Raw genomic sequence first — 23,200 nt, 5'->3', positions numbered from 1 at the left:
TGAACGGCGAGAGCCCATCTGTCGGCCAACTGTGTGGCGCTTTTCATCCTGGTTAACGAATTGAGGTGGCGGCTTCTGTGTCACGTCGAAGATCAACGGGATAAAAAACGGACTGGCGGGCGAAATCGGGATAGAGTTCCAGGAATGCACGCAACTCGGCCGCATGACGTGCCTGCTGGTCTTCACGCTCATCATCGGGTCGCGATTGTCCCTCCTTATGCAGAAGGGTGGCCCCTGGATCGAATATGACCCTCAGGCCTAACCTCCGTGTCTTGAGGCACAGATCCACGTCATTCATTGTAATTGCAAACCGCGTTTCGTCAAATCCCCCGACATGATCGAAGAGTGTCTTACGGATGAGAAGGCATGCGCCGGTTACAGCGTCTACATCTCCGGCCGTGCAAAGAAGAGGATGTTCACGCCACGCCTCTTCCTTGAGGTGGCGCCAGGGATGGCCGGGACCAGGCAGAAAATGTGTGGCTATGCCGCCGTGCTGCAGGTCACCGGAAGGGTAAAGAAGCCGTGCGCCGACGACACCCACATCTTCCCTAAGCACAAAGCTACACATAGACTTAAGCCAGTTTCCATCCAGCGCCTCTATGTCGTCGTTGAGGAACAATAGCAACGGATATTGCGCTTCAGTCGCGCCGAGATTGCATAGAGTAGAGAAATTAAATGGGATCTCGTGCCTGATCACTCGCGTTTTGAATTCCCTCGCCTGCTCCTTCAGGAGAGTTAGCATTTCCGCATCTGTGGCACCGTTATCAACAATAATGATTTCGTATTTGACGCCGTCGATCTGTTTCAGGGAGCGCAAGCATTCCGACAATAAATCATGCCGTATCTTTGTAGGTATGATTATCGACACCGCTGTATCTCTGGGTACCGGCAGGCCTTCGACGATTGTCCGCGGGCTTATTTGCTTCGGCGATATGCATCTGTTTTTATTGACACTAAGACCGACGGCCCGAGACCGACTGACGCGGCGACTTCGTAATGCACTCGACCAACGTTTCGGATTAATGCCTAGCTCGGTGATTTTTCTGAAGTATAATCGCGCTCTAGCCCATATGTTTAGGCGGGTGACCACAAGTTGAAAGTGTGTTGGCAACGGCCCCTGTATAAGCCTGTAGAAGGTTTTATATCTGCCGTCGGGCAGTAGGAGGTAGCTCGTGGTAGCAGATGTATAGACCACGCTGCGTCGCATTGACCCGATTTCCATGATCTCAATTTCAATCGCAGGGCCGTTCGTCTCAAATCGATAGAGTCCGCAAAGTTCGAGCTCTGTCGCTCCCGCTACAACCCGACCATCCCATTCGTTTGAAAGGATGGCAGCTAAATCGGCGGAGAGGTCGTAGCGGCTCGGGCGTCTCATACGCCTTCTTATGGCGGCAGTGTAAGCCAGCGTCGAGAAAAAAACGCACCGGGGTCAAGTGAACCGCAAGCGTTAGTCTCCACTTGCGGGGTTCAGTTCAGAGAGGATGAGGTATTCCTCAAGTGCGTTGTAATCAGCTCTCGGTAGAGGTAGGCGCTTGAGCTGCACCCGCTACCTCGGCACTGCCTGTTTCCGTTGCAGTGGATGCGGCGTAAAAGAAGAGGCCCGCAATGAGGAAAGACAGACCGCTCCAGAAGAGGCGGCTGGCTATGTCAGGCTTGGCAAGCTCCGGAGCCACGGGAAGGTTCCGCATAAGGTCAGAGGGAAGGGGGAGGCACTCTAACGCCGGCAGGTCACCCTTTGAGCGACCGAAGATCCGGTGATCCGCCATGCAATGCACTTATTTGCAGGCGTTCTATTACGGCGCGAATATTGCGCCTGCGTAAATTCGTACGCAGGTGCAAAATTATAAAAATTTTGCAAATGTCGTTCAGGTCGCGATTTCAAAGGTCAGGGGGGCACCCCAAAACGCATCAACGATTTTTGGCTGCTTTCCAGCGTTGCCGGTGGTTAAGAACAGGCGACGGCCGGAAACCCCAACCGTAAACTTGCTATGGCGCTCGAGATAGCGCTCTAACGCTGATGCGACGGAGGAGGGCTGGTGAATCAGAGGGGTGCCTTCGGGAAGTGCGTCTCTGAACAGGTCCCCTATGATTTCATAATGGGTGCAGCCGAGGATGGCGCGGTCGGGATAGCGCCCAATACGCGTTTTCAAGGCTTGCACGCGACTATCTACGACCGCTCTTAACTTCTCCTCACTCTCGCCTGCCTCGATCATGCCCGCCAGGCCAATACACGGCTCGGTGAAGACGGCCAGGTCCTGCCTGCGCTTGTCGATCTCAATTTCGTAAACACGCGAACGAGCCGTCGCTGTCGTGCAGAAGATGCCAAGCACATCGACGTTTTCAATTTTTGCCCCGCGACGTTCGGCTTCATGCTCCCATGGCAGGCCCGTGGCCGCCTCAATTGTCGGGACGATTATCCCTAGGACATTCACGGGGCGCCCGACAGATTTGCGATAGTCCGCCAACCATGTCGATTGAAGGCGGCGCAGCGCCACAGCTGAGGCGGTATTGCACGCCAGAACCACGATTGAGGCCCCGGCATTAAAAAGGATTTCGCAGCCTTGGCGGGTCAGCTCTACGATCTCTTCGCCCGAGCGTTCGCCATAGGGGGCGTGTTTTTGATCGCCGAGATAGATAAAGTCAGCCTCTGGTATCCGATCCACTAGCGCCCGGTGAATACTCAATCCGCCTACGCCTGAATCGAAAACTCCTATAGCCATCTCATAACCCCATACGCGAATGCGACGATGTTGTCGCAGTGAAGTGAGGACCTGTCTATAGCCCTGTGCCCTTGTCGCCAGCAAGGGTGCATGCTTAGATGATTGCACTTGGAACGGACTTTGCGATGCCACACGTACACACATCGTGAAATCTTATTGGGAGCACTCGATGGAAATGGATCGCCGTATGGTTATGGGACTGATGACGTCAGCAAGCCTGATGCCTGGGGTGGCGCTTGCAGGCCCAGGTGAAAATGTTCTTACCCAGCCCTGGACGGGTCCATACGGGGGTGTACCACCATTCGATAAGGCCAAGATCGAGGATTTCGAGGCGGCGTTTGATGCCGCGATGAGATCCCAGAGGGCGGAAGTGTCGGCCATTACGCAGAACAAGGCAGCTCCTACCTTTGAGAACACCATTGTGCCCCTTGAGACGTCCGGTGCGGAGATGGAGCGGGTCTCAACACTTTACGGCGTCTGGAGTGGAGGTCTTTCGACTCCGGACCTTCAGGCCATTTCCAAGCGTCTTTCCGCGAAGCTCGCGGCTTTTGGCGATGAGATCAACCAGAACGAAAAGCTCTTTCAGCGCATAAAGGCCGTTTACGACAAACGCGCCTCGCTGAAGCTGACGCCTGAGCAGGACCGTTTACTGTGGGTGACCTATAACGGCTTCGTACGTTCAGGCGCCGCCCTTTCACCACAGGCCAAAACGCGCGTTGCCGAGATTAACAAAGAGCTCTCAACGCTCTTCAATCAGTTCTCTGATAATCTGCTCCATGACGAAGAACAGGTGCTCTATCTTGGCAAGGATGAACTGCCGGGGCTCTCGGAGGGATTTCTGGCCTCCGCCGCCTCGGCGGCGAAGGCGGCAGGTAAGGAAGGGCTTTATGCTATACCCAATACCCGCTCAGCGATGGAACCCGTTACGACCTTTTGTACAAACCGCGCCACCCGCGAAAAGGTCTGGCGGCTTTTCGTAAACCGCGGCGACAACGGGGATCAATGGGATAACAATGCGCTGATCAGGAAGATCCTCAAACTTCGGTTTGAGCGCGCTCAGCTGCGCGGCTATCCGACACACGCCCACTGGCGGGTGGAAAACGCCATGGCCAAGACCCCTGAAAATGCCATGAAGCTGATGGAGTCGGTATGGCCTGCGGCCGTTAAGCGGGTGCATGAAGAAGTCTCTGACATGCAGAAGGTCGCCGACGCCGAGAAGGCGGGCATCACGATTGAGCCCTGGGATTACCGCTTCTATGCAGAGAAGGTCCGCAAAGCCCGTTACGATCTCGACGAGAACGAAATCAAGCCCTATCTCCAGCTCGATAAGCTCGTCGACGGCATGTTCTGGGCAGCCGGACAGACCTATGGCTTCATGTTCAAAAAAGTCGAAGGTCTCCCGGTTTTCCATGAGGACGTGACGACATATGAAGTCTCTCGAGATGAGAAGGTAGTGGGCCTTTTCTACTTTGACCCCTATGCTCGCAAGGGTAAGCGCTCAGGTGCGTGGATGAATGCCTATCGCAGCCAGTCACGCGATGGGACGAAGGTCAATATGCCGATCGTCTCAAACAACTCGAATTTCCTGGAAGCGGCGCCAGGCGAGCCCATTCTGGTGTCCTGGGATGACGCAACGACCCTCTTCCACGAATTCGGCCACGCCATCCATGGCCTGTCCTCAAATGTCACCTATGCCTCTTTGTCGGGTACTTCCGTAGCTCGGGACTATGTCGAGTTTCCCTCTCAGGTGAATGAGCGGTGGTTGTCGACCCCGGAAGTGCTTTCGCGCTTTGCTCTGCACTATAAGACGAAGGCGCCTATGCCGGCTTCCCTTCTGGAGAAAATCAAAAAGGCCGATAACTTCAATCAGGGCTTTGGCACGGTGGAATATCTGTCCTCGGCCCTCATTGACATGAAGCTGCATCTCGCCGGCGATGCCGATATAGATCCGGATGCCTTTGAACGTGACGAGCTGACAAAGCTCGGTATGCCGAAGGAAATCGTCATGCGCCACCGCACGCCGCAGTTTGCCCATGTCTTTTCATCGGACGGCTATTCGGCTGGCTATTACAGCTATCTTTGGGCGGATGTTGTGGCTGCTGACTGCTCTGAAGCCTTTGCTGAGGCGCCAAAAGGCTTCTACGACAAGGCCGTTGCCGGTCGGATGATGAAATTTATCCTGAGCGTAGGAAACACAATCGATCCAGCGGACGCGTACCGCCAGTTCCGCGGCCGTGACGCCGACCCAGCGGCACTTATGAGGTCTCGCGGGTTTGCGTGACTGAGCCGAGTAGCAATGCCTAGCGAAGGCCGGAGCCTGCGGGCTCTGGCCTTCGTCAATTTTGGATTGTACCATGAAGTAAAACTGAGTATCACGAGCGGGTTCAGCGAAGCGGTGCCATGCAGATCAAATGCTATGATATCAAGGGCCCTGTCCTTTTAACGCCGAAAATGGTCGGCGACGCGCGCGGCTATTTCATGGAAGCCTTCAAGGATCCTTGGTTCCGCGAAAACGTGGCGGATGTGACGTTTGTGCAGGATAACCAGTCTCTGTCGGCAAAAGTCGGGACGATCCGAGGTCTACACTTTCAGAGAGCACCTTTGGTCCAAGGAAAGCTGGTCCGTTGCCTTCGCGGTGCGATCTTCGATGTGGCTGTTGATATTCGGCCGGGATCTGCCACCTTTGGTCAGTGGGTAGGGGAGATGCTGACACCTGAGAACGCGCTTCAGCTATGGGTACCGGAGGGCTTTGCCCACGGCTTTTGTACGCTCGAGCCGGATACGGTAGTTTTCTATAAGGTAACGAACCCATATAGCGCGGCGCACGACGCCGGTATTGCGTTTGATGATCCTGAAATTGGGATTGAGTGGCCGATCGATCTGGCCTCAGCGGTCCTGTCCGATAAGGACAAGGCCCAGCCTAAGCTTTCAAGTCTGCGCTAAGCACAGGCCTATTTTATTTTAGGACTCAAAATGCGAATTCTGGTCACCGGCGGCGCCGGTTTTATTGGTTCGGCGCTTGTCCGTTATCTGATCTCTGAAGTGGGGGCGGCGGTCTTAAACCTGGATAAGCTGACCTATGCCGGCAACCTGGCCTCGCTGGAACCTGTAAAGGGCGCTAGTAATTACAGCTTCCTTCAGGCAGATATATGTGATCGTGATGCGGTGGTTTCGGCCATTAACGGATTTAAGCCTAACCATATCATGCATCTGGCCGCCGAAAGCCATGTGGATCGCTCGATCACCGGGGCGGGTGAGTTTGTGCAGACGAATGTTATCGGCACTTTCACCATGCTCGAGGCGGCGCGCCATTACTGGAATGGCCTGCAAGGTGAAGAGAAGGCGAATTTTCGCTTCCTGCATGTGTCAACCGATGAAGTTTATGGATCGCTTGGAGAAACAGGGCTCTTTGAAGAAGTGACGCCCTATGATCCTTCCTCGCCCTATTCGGCATCAAAGGCCGCATCTGATCACCTGGCGAAGGCGTGGCACCGTACCTACGGCCTGCCTGTCGTAGTTTCGAACTGCTCGAACAATTACGGCCCTTATCATTTCCCGGAAAAACTGATTCCGCTGAACATCTTAAATGCGCTGGAGGGTAAGGCGCTGACGGTTTACGGCGACGGCTCCAATATTCGCGACTGGCTCTACGTGAAAGACCACGCGCGGGCCCTACACCTGATCGCGTCAAAGGGCCGTCTGGGTGAAACCTATAATGTCGGTGGTCGCAATGAGCGCAAGAACATCGATGTGGTCCACCGTATCTGCGCCCTTATGGACGAGATGAACCCCAAAGGGGCTCCGCACGATCGACTGATCACCTTCGTGACGGATCGCCCGGGCCACGACCATCGCTATGCGATTGACGCCACCAAGCTTGAAACGGAGCTTGGCTGGAAGGCGCGCGAAAACTTCGACACGGGTATTGAGAAGACCGTGCGCTGGTATCTCGACAATGAACAGTGGTGGCGTCCCTTGCGTGGCGGCGTTTATACGGGCGAGCGTCTGGGCGTTTTCGGCGAAAAGGTCTGATGATGCGCATTGTCGTTACAGGCAAGGAAGGCCAGGTCGACACCTCTGTTCAGGCCTTAGGTGAGAGCCTTGGTCTTGAGATCATTCGTGTGGGCCTGCCAGAAATCGATTTATCAAAACCTGAGACCCTCTCTGGGCCGATTAAGGCGGCTCGGCCGGATGTGATCATCTCTTCGGCCGCCTACACGGCGGTTGATAAGGCTGAAAGTGAAGCGGCTCTCGCTCAGGCGATTAACGCTGAGGGGCCAGGTGAGCTGGCAAAGATTGCGGCTGAGCTCAATATACCCCTCCTTCATCTGTCTACGGACTATGTGTTCGCAGGCGACAAAGATGGCGTCTATAGCGAAGGCGATGCCCCAGGTCCTGTGAGCGTCTATGGGGTGACGAAGCTGTCCGGTGAAACGCAGATTGCCGCGGCTACGCCCAACCATGTCATCTTAAGAACGGCGTGGGTCTACTCCCCCTACGGCAATAACTTCGTCAAGACGATGCTGCGTCTTGGTGAAACGCGTGACGAGCTGAATGTCGTGGCCGATCAGAGAGGGTGCCCGACCTATGCGCCAGAGATTGCCCGCGCCCTTCTTTTGATCGCGCAAAAGCTTGTTGGCGATCCCGATCCTGCGTTGCGCGGGATATTCCACCTGACAGGCCAGGGCGAGACGACCTGGGCCGGGTTTGCCGAGGCGATCTTTGAAGGTTCTGCCTTGCGTGGCGGAAAGGCCGTAAAGGTCAATCCGATCCCGACTGAGGCCTATCCGACGCCGGCAAAACGTCCGGCCAACTCACGTCTCAGCGGCGAGAAGCTGGCTGAGGTTTATAATCTGCGCCTCGATCCATGGCGTGTGTCACTTGATGATTGCCTGACGCGCCTGACGGGTGTCGCGGCGCCGGTGAAGGAGTAAGTCTATGAAGGGAATTATTCTGGCGGGCGGCAGCGGTACGCGTTTGCATCCGATGACGATTGGCGTCTCCAAGCAAATGATGCCGGTCTATGATAAGCCGATGATTTATTATCCGCTGTCGACACTGATGATGGCGGGTATACGTGAGATCCTAATCATCTCGACCCCGCACGACCTGCCCCTGTTCCGCAAGCTTCTGGGCGACGGGCAAAAGTGGGGCATCGAGCTCAGCTACGCGCCGCAGCCGAGCCCCGATGGTCTGGCCCAGGCCTATATGATCGGTGCAGACTTTGTGGGGCGTGAGCCCTCCTGTCTGATACTTGGCGACAACATCTACTATGGCTCGAACTTAACTGAGACACTGGAGGAGGCTGCGACACTGACGTCAGGCGCTTCCGTTTTTGCTTATCAGGTCTCAGATCCTGAACGTTATGGGGTCGTGGAGTTTGACGACGTCTTCAAGGCGCTATCGGTGGAGGAGAAGCCGGCTAAGCCTAAATCCAACTGGGCGATTACGGGTCTCTACTTCTACGACCATCAGGTGGTCGATATCGCAGCCAATCTGGCCCCGTCAGCACGTGGTGAGTACGAGATCACGGACGTGAACCGGGTTTATCTGGAGCGTGGAGCGCTGAGTGTGCAGCCGATCGGCCGCGGCTATGCGTGGCTTGACACCGGTACGCCCGACAGCCTCCTTGATGCCGCCGAGTTTGTGCGTGTGCTTGAAAAGCGTCAGGGCATGAAAATCTGCTGCCCGGAGGAGATCGCCTGGCGCAGAGGTTATATCACTGACACCGAGCTTGAAGGGCTCGCAAAGACCCTCGGTAAAAGCGATTATGGGCGGTATTTGGGTAAGTGTGTGCAATCAGGGCGCTAGGCCAGGCAGCCCTGATACACACTTTATTTGTGCACTCACTTAATGCATGTATGCTTTGCCCTGACTTGGTGAAACTGTGCCTCAAATTGGAGGCACAGATGCGCGAAATTAAATCCACCGCCACAGTAATGGTCATGGCCTTTGGTTTTGTAGGGGCCCTAATCGCGGGCCTCACCGTCGGACTCACCCATTAAGTCGCGAATTCATCATACGTGGCCATCAACTCGCTCGAGCGACGTTGACAATCTGAAAATGGAACATATCATGAACTCATGAAAAAGAGTTTGCGTGAACGCCTGGCTATTCTCTCGGATGCGGCAAAGTATGATGCGTCCTGCGCCTCTTCCGGCACATCGAAACGGGATTCGCGATCCGGCGGACTAGGATCAACAGAAAGCTCGGGCATTTGTCACGCCTATGCGCCTGACGGGCGTTGCATTTCTCTCCTCAAAATCCTGATGACGAATTTCTGCATCTATGACTGCGCCTACTGCATAAATCGCTCCTCGTCCAACGTCGAACGTGCCCGTTTCAGCGCTGACGAAGTCGTCTGGCTTACCCTGGAATTTTACCGGCGCAACTACATTGAAGGGCTGTTTTTATCCTCTGGGATTATCCGCTCATCGGATTACACCATGGAGCAAATGGTCAAGATCGCTAAAGATCTACGCCTGAAGCATGACTTTCGAGGCTACATTCACCTGAAGACCATACCCGAAGCCTCGGCCGCACTAATCGAAGAGGCCGGGCTCTATGCCGACCGCCTTTCCATAAACATAGAATTGCCGACGGATGCCGGGGTTGAGGCCTTCGCCCCGCAAAAGCACCCACAAAACATTCGCCGTTCCATGGGCGAGCTCAGGCAGAAGATCGATGAGTTCTCAGAACCCACCTTCCGGCGGCGTCGAAAGCGATTTGTCCCGGCCGGGCAGTCGACCCAGATGATTATCGGGGCCGACGCAACGAACGACGCAACGATTTTGGGCTCCAGTGCTTCGCTCTATGGCCGCTTCAGACTAAGACGCGTTTATTACTCGGCCTTCTCTCCCATTCCCGATGCTTCAAACGTTTTGCCACTGATAAAGCCCCCCCTGGCCCGTGAGCACCGCCTCTATCAGGCTGACTGGCTTTATCGCTTCTATGGGTTTGACATCGCAGAGATTACGGCCGGCCGCAAAGACGGGATGCTCGATCTTGAGCTCGACCCTAAACTTGCCTGGGCATTAGAAAACCGTGAGCGGTTTCCGGTGGACGTCAATCGGGCCGATAAGGAGGTGCTTCTTCGGGTCCCCGGGCTTGGTGTCAAATCGGTTCAGTCTCTTCTGAATGCGCGCCGTTACAGGCGCCTGAAAATCGAGGATCTGGTACGCCTCAAAATCTCGGTCCGGAAGGTGAAGCCCTTTATTGTCACCGACGATTGGACCCCCATAAAACTCATCGACCGTGGCAATCTGCGTGAACTGTTTGCGCCAGCGCCTGAGCAACTGGTTCTGCTGTGAAAGTCAAACTGAAGGCGCGTGGTAACTATGAAGAATGGCGTAAAGCGGCAAGGGCAGCGCTGACTAACGGCCTTGCGCCACAGTTTGTGGACTGGGTCGTCGAGACTGAGACGTACGACCTTTTTGGGGAGGCCGCTTCCTTTGGTGATGCTGCCGTTAATGAGGCTTCGGACGGCGCTTATCCGACACCAGCAAACCCCAAGAAGCGGACCGTCTCAACCCCGGCCGCCTTCGTTAGTTCCGCTTTTATAGAATTAACAAAGATGGCGATTTGTCATTCCGACGCAAAGCGCTTTGACATCTGCTATCGTCTGTTATGGCGCCTGCAATCCCAAAAGCATCTGTTGAACGATCCCGCAGACCCGGACGTTCGCGCGCTGCATGGGCTCGTGAAGTCAGTCCGACGCGATATGCATAAGATGAAAGCCTTCGTACGTTTCAAGGAGACGCAAGCTCTCTCAGAGCGCCGCGCCTTTGTCGCGTGGTTCGAGCCGGAGCATTTCATTGTCGCTCAGACAGCGCCTTTTTTCCAAAGACGTTTTGGAGACATGGACTGGATCATAGCCACGCCTAAAGGGTCTGCCGCGTGGAAGGGGGCAAGGCTTCATTTCAGCGAGGAACCGGCAAAACCGTTTGAATTAAAGGATGAAGCCGACGATCTATGGCGAACCTACTACGCAAATATCTTCAATCCTGCACGGCTTAAGGTTTCGGCGATGCAGTCTGAGATGCCAAAAAAGTACTGGAAAAACCTCCCCGAAGCGGCGCTTATTCCCGAGCTCATTCGCGATGCAGACAGACGCGTACGCCAGATGCATGAGCGAGCTTCCAGCGCTGAAGTGCCGGCATTTCATCGCGCCCTTAAGTCACGAATGACCGATCGGTCATAATGACGCCTTGCGTTTCTGGACCTCACTTGGAGGGTTCACCCTCTTGTGCCTCCATCAGAATTCCTATGCGGACAATCAGTTCGGCGGTGATGCGTTCGGAGGGCTGAGTGAGGGACAATTCCATCAAAGTGGAAATATGATTGGCTACCTCATTTCGGCGGCTGACCGGCACGAGCCACAGTAAGCTGCGCTCAAGCGTGCGCCAGTCGAGGACGAACATAGGCAGGGCAGGGGAGTGCGAGTGTTTCATGAAGAAATCACACCACAACCACCGCGCCTGCACCATCCTTCAAGGGGTACGATCACACCGAAGGCAGGAGGGTTCGGTTACGCCTGATCAGAGTGTGCCCGCCATAGGCTTGAGGCCGAGGGATTGTAAAAGGTGTGCATCTGTGCCCGGCTCCGGATTGGGCGTGGTCAGAAGCTGGCTTCCCACAAATATTGAATTGGCGCCTGCGAGAAAACAAAGGGCCTGAAGAGCCTCGTCCATTTCATTGCGGCCAGCGCTCAGTCGGACCATCGATTTCGGGCAAACGATACGGGCGACCGCAACGGTTCGAACAAACTCAATGGGTGAGATCTCGCCTTTACGCCGGGCGCGATCCCCCAATGGAGTGTTGGCGACCGGTACGAGATTGTTGATCGGCAGGCTGTCGGGGTGAGCAGGCAGGTTGGCAAGCTGCTGAAGAAACGAGACGCGGTCTTCGCGTGTTTCACCCATGCCAAGGATACCGCCGCAGCAGGTCTTCATCCCGACCTCACGAACGGCCGAAAGCGTATCGAGACGCTCCTGGTAGGTTCGGGTGGTTACCACCTGATCATAATATTCAGGAGAGGTATCGAGGTTATGGTTGTAATAGTCGAGGCCCGCGGCCTTAAGGGCTGATGCCTGCTGGGGGGTTATCATGCCAAGCGTCGCGCAGGTCTCAAGTCCCAGGGCTTTGACTTCAGAAATCATCTCGGCAAGTACCGGAACGTCACGATCTTTCAGGTCGCGCCACGCAGCCCCCATGCAAAAACGCTGTGCACCGCCAGCTTTTGCGGCCTTGGCTGCATTTAACACGGCATCGACCGCCATGAGTTTCGATGCCTTCAGGCCGGTATCGTGGTGGGCAGACTGAGAGCAATAGCCGCAGTTTTCAGCGCATCCGCCGGTTTTGATCGACAGAAGCTGAGAGAGCTGGATCTCCGAGGGATCAAAGACCTGTCTGTGGACGCTCGCGGCCTTATAAACGAGCTCCATAAAGGGAAGCTCGAAAAGGGCCGAGATCTCGCTTTTAGTCCAGTCGTGGCGAACCGCTACAAAAGCGTGCGTAGTGTCAGGCATATGTCTCTCCTCTGACCTTCTCGTTAGACGATCCATTTGGTCGGGTCAAACGGCCTCACATTGACGAAAGAAGCAATTTTTCGTAACGCGGATACTGGGAATGGACGAGTGATGATGCCAGTTTCGGATACGCCAGCCTCGCATCTTGTTGAAGACCTCGCGAAAAGCTTTGCGGGAGACGAGACGGTGACGGCTGGCGAACTTATAAAGCGCCTCGACGGGCGTGGCCTTGGGCTTTTACTCATCATTCTGGCCCTTCCGATCTGTATCCCCAACATCCCGGGTATATCGACCCTCTTTGGCCTTCTTCTCATAGGCCCGTCCTTACAAATGCTTTTCGGGCAGAGGCAGATTTGGATGCCAAGGCTTGCCACGCGCTGGCGTTTCAAAAATGAGACGCTCACTGGCGCCCTCAAGGCGTGCGTTAGCGTGCTCAGAAAGATTGAGTTTCTCGTCCGGCCGAGGCTCCCTGTCCTGACAGGTGGACTGTGGCTTCGCTATTTCGGTGCTCAGACCCTTCTTATGGCCCTTATCCTGTTGCTTCCTATGCCGGGGGCAAACATCATTCCGGGAATAGCCGTCGTCCTGACGGGGCTCGGCCTGTTGCAACGCGACGGTATATGCCTTTTGTTGTCTTTCCCTGTAGCCGTCGCCTCAGTCGCCTGGGTTTATTTTGGCGCGCGTTATGTGTGGAATTTCCTGATGTGGCTGTGGCTGCAAACAGAGGCGCTTTGGGCTGGCATTGTCGCTGCTTCAGGGTCTTAGGAGATCCGTCGCCATCATATAAAGACATCTTTATATCTTGATTGCATAATTGAGCGCGGGTCGTTATAAGACGGCTACATTTGAAACTATGGATGCACCCCTTATGGCCGCTCAAGACTTCATCGTAAAAGACCTCTCCCTCGCCGCATGGGGGCGCAAGGAACTCGAAATCGCCGAGGGCGAAATGCCTGGCCTGATGGCGACACGTGAGGAGTATGGGCCCAAACAGCCTCTGAAGGGCGCACGCATCGCCGGCTCATTGCATATGACGATCCAGACGGGTGTCCTCATCGAAACCCTGCAAGCGCTCGGCGCCGAGGTGCGTTGGGCGTCTTGTAATATCTTCTCGACGCAAGACCACGCCGCTGCCGCCATTGCGGAACGGGGCACGCCTGTCTTTGCCATCAAGGGTGAGACCCTCGAAGAATACTGGGATTATGCGCACAAGATCTTTGAATGGCATGATGGCGGCTATCCGAACCTCATCCTTGATGACGGCGGTGACGCCACGCTTCTGACGGTGCTTGGACCCAAGGCGGAAAAAGATCCGTCCATCCTCAATAACCCGCAGAACGAAGAAGAAGAGGCGCTCTACAAGGTGATGAAGCGCTACCTGGCGGAAAAACCCGGCTTCTATTCGGCCATCCGTGATGCGATCATCGGTGTTTCCGAGGAAACGACGACGGGCGTTCATCGCCTTTACGCCATGGCCCAGAAGGGCGAGCTGCCGTTTCCGGCCATCAATGTCAATGACAGCGTCACGAAGTCGAAGTTCGACAACCTTTACGGCTGCCGCGAGTCGCTCGTTGATGCGATCCGTCGTGCGACCGACGTGATGCTTGCCGGCAAGGTGGCCGTGGTGCTTGGCTATGGCGATGTGGGCAAGGGCTCAGCGGCGAGTCTCAGAAACGGTGGGGCCCGTGTCATCGTCACGGAAATCGACCCCATCTGCGCGCTTCAGGCGGCGATGGAGGGCTATGAGGTCCGTACCGTCGAAGAAGTGGCTAAGCTCGGTGATATCTTCGTGACAGCGACCGGCAACAAGGATGTCCTGCGTCTCGAGCATATGCGTGAGATGAAGCATAACGCCATTGTCTGTAACATCGGCCACTTTGACTCTGAAATCCAGGTTGCCTCTCTGCGTAACTATAAGTGGGACGAGATTAAGCCTCAGGTGCACCATGTGGAGTTCCCGGACGGCAAGAAGATCATCGTCCTGTCTGAAGGCCGCCTCGTGAACCTCGGCAATGCCACGGGCCATCCCTCATTTGTGATGTCAGCGTCCTTCACCAACCAGACGCTGGCCCAGATTGAGCTTTGGACCAATAACAAGGCCTATCAAAAGCAGGTCTACACCCTTCCTAAAAAGCTCGACGAAAAGGTCGCGCTCCTGCATCTTGAGAAGCTCGGTGCGAAGCTAACGACCCTTAATACCGAGCAGGCTGACTATATCGGCGTCTCCGTCGAGGGGCCGTTTAAGCCAGAGCATTATCGTTACTAAGCGTTGTAAACGCTCAATAAAAAAGCCTCCGCGGGTAACTGCGGAGGCTTTTTTTGTCCTTGAGAGGAAAGGATTAAAAGATGAGTGCGGCCACGCCAGCCCAGAAAGCTGCACAAAAACCAATTGCGGCCCAACGCAACATAAGGCTATCCCAACGTGCCGAAGTGTGTGCTCTACGTACAATGCGTACACGCGTCTTTTCCACGCGCGCTACAGGCGCAGAGTTTGCAAACGTCTCGTGTGTAATGGACCTCATGGCAACACCTCTTAATTTACGCCCACTGTCTTCGCTTATGAAGATATGTGTGAAAGTCTAAAAATTCCAGTACTCATTTCGGATGGTTTGGAAAGAGGGCGATTAAGGCCGTGATCTGAGAGTCATTATTCCCCATTTTTCTCGAGAATTGCACAGGTTTTGGCAAAATCTAGGGCGGCGCACGGAGGAAATTGCTGCAATGCAATATTATAAGGTCGATCTATACTGTCGATAACGGTTACAACTGTTCCCAACGTTTGGGATTTGTGCATCAGTCTCCGAAGATTTCGCATCCACAAAACGCGCATTTTTCTTTTAAATACAGAATATTTCAAATTGTTTCGTTTGATCACGAGCTGCGTTCTGGATAACCGTTTAGCTCGCCGGCGAGAAACGCAGCTCATCTCTTTTGACGGCGGCGCTTTGCAGTTCGCTGCAAACGCGAAGCACAAAATCGTGATCAGCCTAGCGGTGGAGGAGGGGTGTTTCGCCGCCGCTTTCAGCCGGCGAACGCTTTCCCTAGCCGCGAAAAACATTTCGCCGCCTTTACAGTTGTTATTTTGTTCGCCTGTGCCGAAATTGCAACTCTCCTTAAAATAGCAATAGATAATTTAACACCCCTATTGCGCGCATTCCAAAATGCCACCTAAGGTGGTTACATAGTGCAATATAATCGGAGATGGATTATGTGTTTCAAGGTACCGCGCCTCTTCTCTTCTGGCCCAGCGTCGATGCTTGCCCTCACGGCCGCATTCGTCATCCCAAGCCCGGCTTTCGCCCAGATCGAAAAGCTCACCAGCGTCCTCGAAAACGTGCGCACCGCCATTTTGGGTGTCGGCGTTGTTTTGTTCACCATCATGATCGCCTGGGCGGGATACAAGATGGGCTTTCAGCAGGCCCGCTGGACGGAGGTGAGCAACATCGTCATTGGGGCGGTCCTTGTTGGCGGCGCCTCGGCGATTGCGGGCTGGCTGATCAATTAAATGGAAGGCTTTCGGGATCCTTTTTTCAGAGGATGCACAAGGCCTCCGACCTTCTTAGGTGTGCCGCTCAGCGTGTTCTTAAGCTTTGCCGCGGCCTTCCTGGTTCCGGCCATGTGGGCTTTCGCCTTTCGTCTTCTTCTGCCGTGCGGCCTTTTCACAGCGGCCTGGCTGACCGGCCATCTCTATATGCGCGAGGTCACCAGAAAGGACGATCAGCGCGTCCTGCAGTGGATTTTGCGACTGCGGGTGCGCCTCACCCAAAGGCCCCTTCTTCGCCATTGGGGCACCGCCTCTTACGGCCCGCTCTCGTTTCAGAGATCGTCACATGACAATCCTTAGTTCGAAGTTGCAAACGCTGCGACGTCCGGGGCTATCGAGCGTCGACTACGTCCCCTTCACAAGTCTCATCACGCCTGAGGTTTTGTGGATGCGGGCAAAACGGGCCTATGTGAGCACCTGGCACTTAAACGGGGTCTGCGTCGAGACGGCAGAACCGGCTCTCGTGTTGCAGAGAAAGGCAGCCCTTGTTCAGTTCTTAAAGTCGCTTGGTGGCGGGGACTACAGCCTGTGGGTTCATCGCCTTCGCCACCGGATTGAACCTCATCTGAACGCACGCTTTGCCTCTGCATTTTGCCAGTCCCTGCACGATGACTATCTGGAGGGCTTAAAAGACCGCTTTCAGCGCTCCAACGCGCTTTATCTGTCCATTGTCTATTGCCCGTCGAGGCAGGCGGGTTTTCGTTTGCCGAACCTCTCGCTTGCCGATCAACGTGCCCATGCGCTCAGCACAATGAGCGCGCTTCATGATCAGGTGTGCGCAAGCCTTCAGGCCTATGGGCCAAGGCGCCTTGCACTTGATACCTCGCAAGGCCGTCCACAGTCTGAGCTTCTCACCTTTCTGGCTCAGCTGTTAAACGGTGTGTCTGAGCCCATAGGGCTGCCCTTTGCAGACATATCTGTCTGTCTTCCTTCTTCTCGACTGCATTTCGGCCGCTATTCGTCGGACGTTGAGATCTGGCATCCGCGAGAGCACCGCTTTGCCGGCCTCCTTGATATCCAGGACTTTCCACGCCAGTCTGAGCCAGGCCTTCTGAACCCGCTTCTTTATGTCGATTACGATTTCGTCGAGACGCAGTCCTTTTCGATGCTAAATCGCCGCGATGCGCTCGGCGCACTCACCCGACAAAAGGGGCGTCTGATAGCGACCGAAGATGCGGCCGTCGATGAAGTCGTCCAGATCGATCAGGCGATGAATGCGCTGCAGTCAGGCCAGCTTGAGCTTGGGGAGTATCACTATTCGCTCTGCGTCTTTGGCGATCAGCCCGAAGAGGTGGCCCGCCAGCTTGCGGATGCGCGCGCAAAACTGCAGGACCATGCCGGTCTGAGATTATCGCCCATAGATCTCGTCCCGGACTGCGCCTGGTTTTCGCAGTTGCCGGGTAACTGGCGCATGCGGCCCAGAAGCGCGCTTATAACGAGCCGCAACTTTGCCGATCTGGCGGGGTTTCATAATTTCACGACGGGCAAGTCAGAAGGAAATCCGTGGGGGGAAGCCGTGGCGGTTTTCAATACGCCCTCTGGTCATCCCTATTACTTCAATTTCCACGACTCTCCACCTGAGCAAAATTCTGAAGGTGAGGCCTATCCTGGAAATACCTTCATCTGTGGTGCTACCGGGGTCGGAAAAACGGCGCTTCAGTCGGTCCTACTGGCCTTTTCGACCAAGTATGAGGGGCTACGCGCGGTGGTCTTTGACAAGGATCGCGGCTCTGAGATTTTCATCCGCGCCATGGGGGGGCGCTATTTTCAGCTGGTCCGGGGCGAGCCGAGCGGGTTTAACCCGTTTCAATTGCCCCCAAGCGACACCAATCTGCGCTTTTGTGAGCACCTTTTACTGCGGCTTATCGCCGGTGGTGAAGGCAATCCAAATCTGCCGGCGTCTGACGAAGCCGCGATCGCCCATGCGGTCAGGGCCGTAATGAATGAGAGTATCGCCCCGGAACTCAGGTGTTTGTCACTTGTCGCGCAAAACCTGCCGAGGTCGGGAACGGACAGTTTGTTTGAGCGCCTTCGCAAATGGCTGAGAGGCCAGAGACTGGGATGGGTGTTCGATAATCCCGTCGACCTTCATGATCCGGCAAGCGTTCAGATCAGCGGCTTTGACTACACCGACATTCTCGACGACCCTGAAATCCGAACGCCTGTTATGGCCTATCTCCTCCATCGCACCGAGGAGATGATAGACGGACGCCCCTTCATCTATGTGATGGAAGAGTTCTGGAAGCCGCTGCGCGATCCCTATTTTGCCGATTTTGCCCTCAACAAGCAAAAGACGATCAGAAAACAGGGCGGACTTGGCGTCTTCGTCACCCAGTCACCCTCCGACGTCCTTGCCCACCCCATAGGCAAGACCATGGTGGAGCAAAGCGTGACCCAGATATTTCTGCCGAACCCGCGAGCTGATGCCGAAGACTATGTCGAGGGCTTTAAGCTGTCGCCGACCGAATTTCGCATCCTCAAATCCTTCGGCGAGTTAAGCCGTCAGTGCCTGATACGCCAGGGGCAGACCTCCAGAGTGGTCGTCTATGACCTCAGTATGCTGGGCGAGAAACTGGATGTACTTTCCGGCAATACCCGCTCGGTAGAGTGGCTCGATGCTATTCGAGGGCAGTTGGGCGATGACCCGGACGGGTGGTTGCCGACTTTTTATGAGGCCGTAGCTGCGCGCAAACGCACCTGGAAGGCCTGATCATGTCGTTTGCCACAGAAATCGAACAGACCGCAGATACGCTTCTTGACAGCTTTGTCACCCAGAAAAGTGCAGCATTGGCGTCTGCTCTTTCGCCGGTCGCACTGGTGGCCTTTAGTCTCTACATCATCGTGATGGGCTATGCGGCGGCCAGAGGCGAGCTGCGCGAACCGCTCATTGCGCCCCTCTCAAAGTTCATGCGGCTGGCGCTGGTCTCCACTTTAGCGCTTATCGCAGGGCAGTATCAGGCGATTGCGGTCGAAGGTTTCAGGGGGATTGAAAGCGGGCTTATTCAAACGCTCAGCGGCACGACGACGGTGGGCGCGGCGATTGATGCCTTCATGGTCCCTTTTGACGAATTAAGCCGCCTTCTCGGACAGGAGATCAGCGAAAACCTCGTCCCGGATCTGGTCCTTTTTGCCACGCTTGTGGTGATTGTCGTAGCGGAAATTCTCATTGTTGGCGTAGGCCTCGGCTACTATCTCCTCGCCAAGGTGTCGCTCGCGCTCATCCTTGCCCTGGGCCCGGCCTTCATCCTGTGCGCAGCGTTTCCGTCGACCCAACGCTTCACTGAGAGCTGGATCGCGCAGGTCCTGAACTTCCTGCTCCTCAATGTTCTGATTGTCGCGGCCTTCACCCTGGTCGTTTCATTGACTGAGCAGTTTGCGCAAAGTGTGCTCGTGACCTTTGAAGCCGGCGGGCAGGTTTTTCGCGATGCCATCGCCCTTCTTATACTTTGCGCCAGTCTGGCCATTGTGATGCTTAATCTGTCCGGGATCGCAATGGGGCTGGCCGGTGGTGTAGGCCTCGGCGGTGGAAGCATTGTGCCCGCACTGGCCGCTCGCACAGGTCTTGCCTTGATTCAGAAGCTTTTTGGCGGCTCAGGCAAGGGCGGCTCGAAGTTAGCCTCCGGCTCTAAGGGCGAAAAGTCATCCGATAGCTCGCAAAGTCCAGGCGCGTCTGCCTCTTCAGCTGCGGGGGATAGCCCTAGGGCACGGTCCGCTGAGCACGGCAAAGACGCCGCGGAACCCGCCTACAAGTATCAGCATCCGATCGTTGAAACCGTACATCCCTTCTGGCGCAAAGGACGTTCAAAATGAAGAAGTGGCATTTCCTTACGGTAACAGGTGGCGTTCTCATCTCGCTGTCGCTGATCACCCGGGCCTCGGCAGTCACCCCGGTCATCGACGCGTCCAATCTGGCCCAGGCCGTTAAACAGGTCAGTGCCTGGCAAAAGCAATATACCCAGATGGTCGAACAGATCAGCCATTTGAGAGCGAGCTATGAGAAAACAAAGGCGCAACTTGACGCGCTCACCGGCTCGCGGGGCCTAGGTGCCATAATCGATAACCCCCGCACCAGGGAGGTTTTGCCCCCAGATCTCGTCGAGACTTACGCGGTAATCGACGATCTTAAGGGACGTAAGCTCTCTGTCGAAGCCTTGGCCTATAAAGATAAAAACAAAATTCTGGACTGTAATCATTTGCAAGACAGACTTGTCTCGTCGTGCGAAGCTCGCCAGGATCAGCTCTATCAGGACATTGCGTTTCAGACTAAGACGCTTGAGCGCCTTCGCCTCCGATCCCAACAGATTGATGGCCTTAGAGACGAGATCAATCAGACGCAGGATCCGAAAGCCATCGCGGAGCTTCAGGCTCGTTTACAGGTCGAGCAGTCGCATATCGCGAATGAAAAAATCATCCTCGATACCGCGCGCACGCTTTCGACAGACGGACAGGCCCTGCTGCAGCAACGCATGCGCGAGCGAACGCTCTCACGCTTGTCAAAAGACGCTCCGTCCGCCGCAGCCTCCTTCGTATTCAACCCCGATCGAGGCAGAAGCGAGCCATGACGACGACGCCATTGCCCGAGCTTCCAACCGCCACGAAGGGCCCCTTCGACTACTTCCAGAAGGCGAGGCGCTGGGAGGACGATGTTGAGGCCCTGCGCCAGAGATCAGAACGCAGAGCCTGGACGGTTGCCCTCTCAGCGAGCCTTCTGGCACTGGTCTCTGTAACTGCCCTCGCTTTCCTTGCCCCGTTGCGTCGCGCCGTGCCGTACGTTTTCGAAGTCGATAAGACGACGGGTCTCGTCCAGTTCGTCGCTGCGGCCGATGATCAGACGGTGAAGGGATATGGTGAGCTTCTCGATAAACATTGGGTGCAACGCTATGTTCTCGCACGCGAAGCCTACTACTATCCCCTCCTGCAGTCGGATTATGACACAACCCTGTCATTGTCCGCGGGCGACGTCGCAAAGCAGTATGGCGCCCTTTATGAGGGGCCAGATAGTCGTGACCGGGTACTCGGAGCCCAAAACGAGGAGCGGATCGACATCCTCAGCATCACGCTGATCCCAGATAAGGTGAGCCAAAAGGCCTCTGTCCGTTTTATTCGTACGACGCGCAGTCTCAGCCATACCACAGGCGAAGTCCGTCAGATTTTTCTGGCGACGCTCGCCTATAGGTACGAGCCTTCCGCGTTCGGCAAGGAAAAGGACCTTATCCGCAATCCCTTAGGATTTAAGGTGACGGCCTATAGGGTGGATCCCGAGATTACGGACGAAGACCGGGCCCTTCCTTTATCAGCGGGGCGGCCATGACCCTTGCCTCTCTCCCATGGTTTCTGGCCAGTCTGCTTTTGCCGGCCACATATGAGGCTGCGCCGGCACTACCGGTAAAACCAAGCGATGACCTGGTCATACGGGTTCCCTATGACGAAAAAGAGGTGGTCCATGTGCGCGTGAAGGCGGGTGTGGTGACGCGCATTGTGCTTGGCGCCGATGAAGAGATAGACGCGGCCGCCTCAGGTCTGCCGGCCGATTGCGATAGCGCCAGCCATCTTTGGTGTATACGAGCGGACAAGGGGTCATCAAGCGTCTGGGTCCGCCCAAAGCCTGGCGCACGGTCAAATAATCTGGAGCTCAGATCCAACCGTCACGACTATAGCTTTGAGCTTGAGGTCGTTGAAGATCAGGTCAGGCGAAGCCCAAGAGGCCGCATCCTCAGTCGGGTAACGGCTCGACCACACTACCGAGTGATTTTTCAGTATCCGCAAGCCGTCGTCACGAACGACAAGGCGCGTGCACGGGCTGTCTATGAGACGACGTCCTCACCCGTGATCAATCGGCGCTATGTCTTTGAACCCAACAAGGCCGGCGAGCCGCTGGTACCTCTCGAGATGTCCGACAATGGATGTTTCACCCGCGTTCGCTTCGCTTCAGGAAGCGAACTGCCGGTGGTGTTTAAGATCGCTTCGGACGGCAAAGAGCAGCGTCTCGTTATGCAGATGGAAAATGGGACAGTCATCCTTCACGAGACGGCCGCCGCCTTCATCATTCGCCTGGGGCGGGCCCATGTGAAGGTGAAAAACCAGGGGTTTGATCCGCGATCGGAAAATCCAGTCTGTGGCGCTACCGCCGAACCCGGACGGATTGAAAAGGGGGCGGGACATGACGGACGATGATCTCGATGTGCCAAGACTTGAGCCCATGCTGCTCGAAGACAAGCCGCCTCAGATCAGGCAAGAGGGCGTTAAGCTTGCCTTCAAACTCCCGCCCCGCAACCTGCTGATCCTTTCAGGCTGCGCGCTCGCGATGGGGGCAGGTGCCGCTTTGTGGTTGAACACATCGGGTGCGTCTGCGCCTCAGCAGAAAGCGGAAAAGCCTGCCGTGGTTGCGAACGGGAAAGGGCGCCGGTTTAATACGTCCCAGCCCGCAGCGGCGGGTTCTTCCCCCGCCTCATGTCCGGACGCGTCATCACCCGTTCGCGTAAAGTCTTCCGATGGCGCCGGCATTTCGACGCCTGACGGCGTCATCATGATCTGTGCGGATGGGACGGTGATCACGCGACCTTACGCGGTGGCGCAATCGCAATCCGAGAGCCCGGCTGCTGAGCCCCTGAGCAGCCAGCAGTACGAGGCGGGCATGGGCACGCCTGCCCTAAGGCCTGTCCACACAAACGACAAATCTCAGAGTACGCCCCGGATAAAAGAGGCGACGTCTTTGTTCATTCCGAGCCCCAGGCCTGAGGGTGCAGCACCCGATGCTGAAATTGTCCGCCCCCGGAAAGAGCCTCTCATTACGTCTGAGAGTAGTAACGCTGTCCTGCCCTTGCAGGCCACAAGGCTCCTAGACCGGGATTATCTTCTGCCTGAGGGCCGGCTGATCGAATGTGCGTTGAGCGTACGTCTTATCAGCGAACTGGCGGGAAAGGCGGTTTGTATCCTCACGCGCCCCGTCTACTCCGACACCGGAAGGGTTTTGCTCCTCGAGGCCGGAAGTGAGGTTCTCGGCGATTACGAGGCCTTCTCCCGCCCAGGCCAAAATCGTCTGCTGGTTCGATGGCGCCGCATTCGCTCGCCCTCTGGGGTCAGTATACGTTTTGACGCGGACGCCACCGATAGCCTGGGTGCGGCCGGTCTCGATGGCAAGGTTGATAACCACTGGTGGCAACGTGTGGGTTCGGCCTTCCTTTTATCTTTTGTGCAGGACGCGGTCTCAAGCGCGACGCGCAAGCATCAGCAAGGTGAAATTGTCTGGCCCCAATCGGGACAGACCGGTCAGTCTATGGCTGAGAAGGTGCTTGATGCCAGCATAAACCTGCCGCCCACCCTTTATCGCCAGCAGGGTGATCGGGCCCTAATCTACGTCAACCGCGATGTGAGCTTTAAGGATGTCTATCGTCCCAATGCAGGCTGAT

Annotated in this window: 21 protein-coding genes; 16 read left to right on the top strand and 5 right to left on the bottom strand. The window is 55.8% G+C overall.

Going from position 1 to position 23,200, the window contains the following annotated elements; genetic code table 11:
- Nucleotides 1-52 precede the first annotated feature (52 nt).
- Nucleotides 53-868 carry a glycosyltransferase family 2 protein gene (locus AACH73_RS10735; RefSeq protein WP_338734923.1) on the bottom strand — a complete coding sequence of 272 codons (816 nt, stop codon included), beginning with the start codon at nt 866-868 and terminating at the stop codon, nt 53-55.
- Nucleotides 869-1,865: 997 nt separating this feature from the next.
- Entirely contained in the window at nt 1,866-2,720 is an 855-nt protein-coding gene (locus AACH73_RS10730; RefSeq protein WP_338734922.1) for an aspartate/glutamate racemase family protein, read from the bottom strand.
- Between the two features lie 169 nt (nt 2,721-2,889).
- On the opposite strand from AACH73_RS10730, the gene AACH73_RS10725 reads away from it, so the two are divergent.
- The 7 genes from AACH73_RS10725 (at nt 2,890) to AACH73_RS10695 (ending at nt 10,920) form a co-directional block, all read left to right on the top strand.
- Nucleotides 2,890-5,001: a M3 family metallopeptidase gene (locus AACH73_RS10725; protein WP_338734921.1), complete on the top strand. Its 2,112-nt coding sequence runs from the start codon at nt 2,890-2,892 to the stop codon at nt 4,999-5,001.
- 119 nt (nt 5,002-5,120) lie between these two features.
- Nucleotides 5,121-5,663: a dTDP-4-dehydrorhamnose 3,5-epimerase gene (gene rfbC, locus AACH73_RS10720; protein ID WP_338734919.1), complete on the top strand. Its 543-nt coding sequence runs from the start codon at nt 5,121-5,123 to the stop codon at nt 5,661-5,663.
- 30 nt (nt 5,664-5,693) lie between these two features.
- Nucleotides 5,694-6,752: a dTDP-glucose 4,6-dehydratase gene (gene rfbB / locus AACH73_RS10715; protein ID WP_338734918.1), complete on the top strand. Its 1,059-nt coding sequence runs from the start codon at nt 5,694-5,696 to the stop codon at nt 6,750-6,752.
- A complete protein-coding gene (gene rfbD / locus AACH73_RS10710) occupies nt 6,752-7,654 on the top strand; it encodes a dTDP-4-dehydrorhamnose reductase (protein WP_338734917.1) in 903 nt (300 codons plus the stop codon). The genes rfbB and rfbD overlap by 1 nt, the downstream gene beginning before the upstream one ends.
- A 4-nt stretch (nt 7,655-7,658) precedes the next feature.
- A complete protein-coding gene (gene rfbA / locus AACH73_RS10705; RefSeq protein WP_338734916.1) occupies nt 7,659-8,531 on the top strand; it encodes a glucose-1-phosphate thymidylyltransferase RfbA in 873 nt (290 codons plus the stop codon).
- A 272-nt stretch (nt 8,532-8,803) separates the two neighbouring features.
- A complete protein-coding gene (locus AACH73_RS10700; protein WP_338734915.1) occupies nt 8,804-10,030 on the top strand; it encodes a putative DNA modification/repair radical SAM protein in 1,227 nt (408 codons plus the stop codon).
- On the top strand, nt 10,027-10,920 hold the full coding sequence (locus AACH73_RS10695; RefSeq protein ID WP_338734914.1) for a TIGR03915 family putative DNA repair protein: 894 nt from the start codon (nt 10,027-10,029) through the stop codon (nt 10,918-10,920). Before AACH73_RS10700 ends, AACH73_RS10695 begins: the two co-directional genes overlap by 4 nt.
- A 22-nt stretch (nt 10,921-10,942) precedes the next feature.
- On the opposite strand, the gene AACH73_RS10690 is transcribed toward AACH73_RS10695, so the two are convergent.
- Nucleotides 10,943-11,170, bottom strand: coding sequence for a hypothetical protein (locus tag AACH73_RS10690; RefSeq protein WP_338734913.1), 228 nt, complete (start codon nt 11,168-11,170; stop codon nt 10,943-10,945).
- A gap of 87 nt (nt 11,171-11,257) precedes the next feature.
- Nucleotides 11,258-12,247, bottom strand: coding sequence for a biotin synthase BioB (bioB, locus tag AACH73_RS10685; protein ID WP_338734912.1), 990 nt, complete (start codon nt 12,245-12,247; stop codon nt 11,258-11,260).
- A 111-nt stretch (nt 12,248-12,358) separates the two neighbouring features.
- Here bioB and AACH73_RS10680 point away from each other — a divergent pair, with 111 nt between their 5' ends.
- The 3 genes from AACH73_RS10680 to AACH73_RS10670 all read left to right on the top strand — a co-directional run bounded on the left by AACH73_RS10680 (nt 12,359) and on the right by AACH73_RS10670 (nt 15,752).
- On the top strand, nt 12,359-13,012 hold the full coding sequence (locus AACH73_RS10680; protein ID WP_338734911.1) for an exopolysaccharide biosynthesis protein: 654 nt from the start codon (nt 12,359-12,361) through the stop codon (nt 13,010-13,012).
- 103 nt (nt 13,013-13,115) lie between these two features.
- The gene (gene ahcY / locus AACH73_RS10675; protein WP_338734910.1) at nt 13,116-14,513 is read left to right on the top strand and encodes an adenosylhomocysteinase; all 1,398 of its coding nucleotides are present in this window, start codon (nt 13,116-13,118) and stop codon (nt 14,511-14,513) included.
- A 942-nt stretch (nt 14,514-15,455) separates the two neighbouring features.
- Nucleotides 15,456-15,752: a TrbC/VirB2 family protein gene (locus AACH73_RS10670; protein WP_338734909.1), complete on the top strand. Its 297-nt coding sequence runs from the start codon at nt 15,456-15,458 to the stop codon at nt 15,750-15,752.
- Nucleotides 15,753-15,830: 78 nt separating this feature from the next.
- On the opposite strand, the gene AACH73_RS10665 is transcribed toward AACH73_RS10670, so the two are convergent.
- On the bottom strand, nt 15,831-16,031 hold the full coding sequence (locus AACH73_RS10665) for a hypothetical protein (protein WP_338734908.1): 201 nt from the start codon (nt 16,029-16,031) through the stop codon (nt 15,831-15,833).
- A 46-nt stretch (nt 16,032-16,077) separates the two neighbouring features.
- Between AACH73_RS10665 and AACH73_RS10660 the strand changes: the two genes are divergently transcribed.
- From AACH73_RS10660 to AACH73_RS10635, 6 genes are read left to right on the top strand one after another with little or no spacing between them, the layout of a single operon-like run.
- Entirely contained in the window at nt 16,078-18,501 is a 2,424-nt protein-coding gene (locus tag AACH73_RS10660) for a VirB4 family type IV secretion/conjugal transfer ATPase (protein WP_338734907.1), read from the top strand.
- Nucleotides 18,502-18,503: 2 nt separating this feature from the next.
- Entirely contained in the window at nt 18,504-19,601 is a 1,098-nt protein-coding gene (locus tag AACH73_RS10655; RefSeq protein ID WP_338734906.1) for a type IV secretion system protein, read from the top strand.
- Nucleotides 19,598-20,353, top strand: coding sequence for a type IV secretion system protein (locus AACH73_RS10650; protein ID WP_338734905.1), 756 nt, complete (start codon nt 19,598-19,600; stop codon nt 20,351-20,353). The genes AACH73_RS10655 and AACH73_RS10650 overlap by 4 nt, the downstream gene beginning before the upstream one ends.
- Entirely contained in the window at nt 20,350-21,102 is a 753-nt protein-coding gene (locus AACH73_RS10645) for a type IV secretion system protein (protein ID WP_338734904.1), read from the top strand. The genes AACH73_RS10650 and AACH73_RS10645 overlap by 4 nt, the downstream gene beginning before the upstream one ends.
- Nucleotides 21,099-21,965, top strand: a complete 867-nt coding sequence (locus AACH73_RS10640; protein WP_338734903.1) for a TrbG/VirB9 family P-type conjugative transfer protein — start codon at nt 21,099-21,101, stop codon at nt 21,963-21,965. Before AACH73_RS10645 ends, AACH73_RS10640 begins: the two co-directional genes overlap by 4 nt.
- Entirely contained in the window at nt 21,952-23,199 is a 1,248-nt protein-coding gene (locus tag AACH73_RS10635; RefSeq protein WP_338734901.1) for a TrbI/VirB10 family protein, read from the top strand. The genes AACH73_RS10640 and AACH73_RS10635 overlap by 14 nt, the downstream gene beginning before the upstream one ends.
- Nucleotide 23,200: the final 1 nt, after the last annotated feature.

The sequence above is a fragment of the Asticcacaulis sp. DW145 genome (assembly GCF_037101385.1).
Classification (GTDB): Bacteria; Pseudomonadota; Alphaproteobacteria; order Caulobacterales; family Caulobacteraceae; genus Asticcacaulis; species Asticcacaulis currens.
This window is presented reverse-complemented; position numbering and strand designations above follow the sequence as displayed.

What these genes read in the sequence shown, in the direction of transcription:
- AACH73_RS10670 (WP_338734909.1), top strand. Translation starts at nt 15,456, where the DNA reads ATGTGTTTCAAGGTACCGCGCCTCTTCTCTTCTGGCCCAGCGTCGATG.
- AACH73_RS10635 (WP_338734901.1), top strand. Translation starts at nt 21,952, where the DNA reads ATGACGGACGATGATCTCGATGTGCCAAGACTTGAGCCCATGCTGCTC.
- rfbC (WP_338734919.1), top strand. Translation starts at nt 5,121, where the DNA reads ATGCAGATCAAATGCTATGATATCAAGGGCCCTGTCCTTTTAACGCCG.
- rfbD (WP_338734917.1), top strand. Translation starts at nt 6,752, where the DNA reads ATGATGCGCATTGTCGTTACAGGCAAGGAAGGCCAGGTCGACACCTCT.
- AACH73_RS10700 (WP_338734915.1), top strand. Translation starts at nt 8,804, where the DNA reads ATGAAAAAGAGTTTGCGTGAACGCCTGGCTATTCTCTCGGATGCGGCA.
- rfbB (WP_338734918.1), top strand. Translation starts at nt 5,694, where the DNA reads ATGCGAATTCTGGTCACCGGCGGCGCCGGTTTTATTGGTTCGGCGCTT.
- AACH73_RS10680 (WP_338734911.1), top strand. Translation starts at nt 12,359, where the DNA reads ATGATGCCAGTTTCGGATACGCCAGCCTCGCATCTTGTTGAAGACCTC.
- AACH73_RS10645 (WP_338734904.1), top strand. Translation starts at nt 20,350, where the DNA reads ATGACGACGACGCCATTGCCCGAGCTTCCAACCGCCACGAAGGGCCCC.
- bioB (WP_338734912.1), bottom strand. Translation starts at nt 12,247, where the DNA reads ATGCCTGACACTACGCACGCTTTTGTAGCGGTTCGCCACGACTGGACT.
- AACH73_RS10640 (WP_338734903.1), top strand. Translation starts at nt 21,099, where the DNA reads ATGACCCTTGCCTCTCTCCCATGGTTTCTGGCCAGTCTGCTTTTGCCG.
- AACH73_RS10690 (WP_338734913.1), bottom strand. Translation starts at nt 11,170, where the DNA reads ATGAAACACTCGCACTCCCCTGCCCTGCCTATGTTCGTCCTCGACTGG.
- AACH73_RS10650 (WP_338734905.1), top strand. Translation starts at nt 19,598, where the DNA reads ATGAAGAAGTGGCATTTCCTTACGGTAACAGGTGGCGTTCTCATCTCG.
- ahcY (WP_338734910.1), top strand. Translation starts at nt 13,116, where the DNA reads ATGGCCGCTCAAGACTTCATCGTAAAAGACCTCTCCCTCGCCGCATGG.
- AACH73_RS10725 (WP_338734921.1), top strand. Translation starts at nt 2,890, where the DNA reads ATGGAAATGGATCGCCGTATGGTTATGGGACTGATGACGTCAGCAAGC.
- AACH73_RS10730 (WP_338734922.1), bottom strand. Translation starts at nt 2,720, where the DNA reads ATGGCTATAGGAGTTTTCGATTCAGGCGTAGGCGGATTGAGTATTCAC.
- AACH73_RS10660 (WP_338734907.1), top strand. Translation starts at nt 16,078, where the DNA reads ATGACAATCCTTAGTTCGAAGTTGCAAACGCTGCGACGTCCGGGGCTA.
- AACH73_RS10655 (WP_338734906.1), top strand. Translation starts at nt 18,504, where the DNA reads ATGTCGTTTGCCACAGAAATCGAACAGACCGCAGATACGCTTCTTGAC.
- rfbA (WP_338734916.1), top strand. Translation starts at nt 7,659, where the DNA reads ATGAAGGGAATTATTCTGGCGGGCGGCAGCGGTACGCGTTTGCATCCG.
- AACH73_RS10665 (WP_338734908.1), bottom strand. Translation starts at nt 16,031, where the DNA reads ATGGCGAAGAAGGGGCCTTTGGGTGAGGCGCACCCGCAGTCGCAAAAT.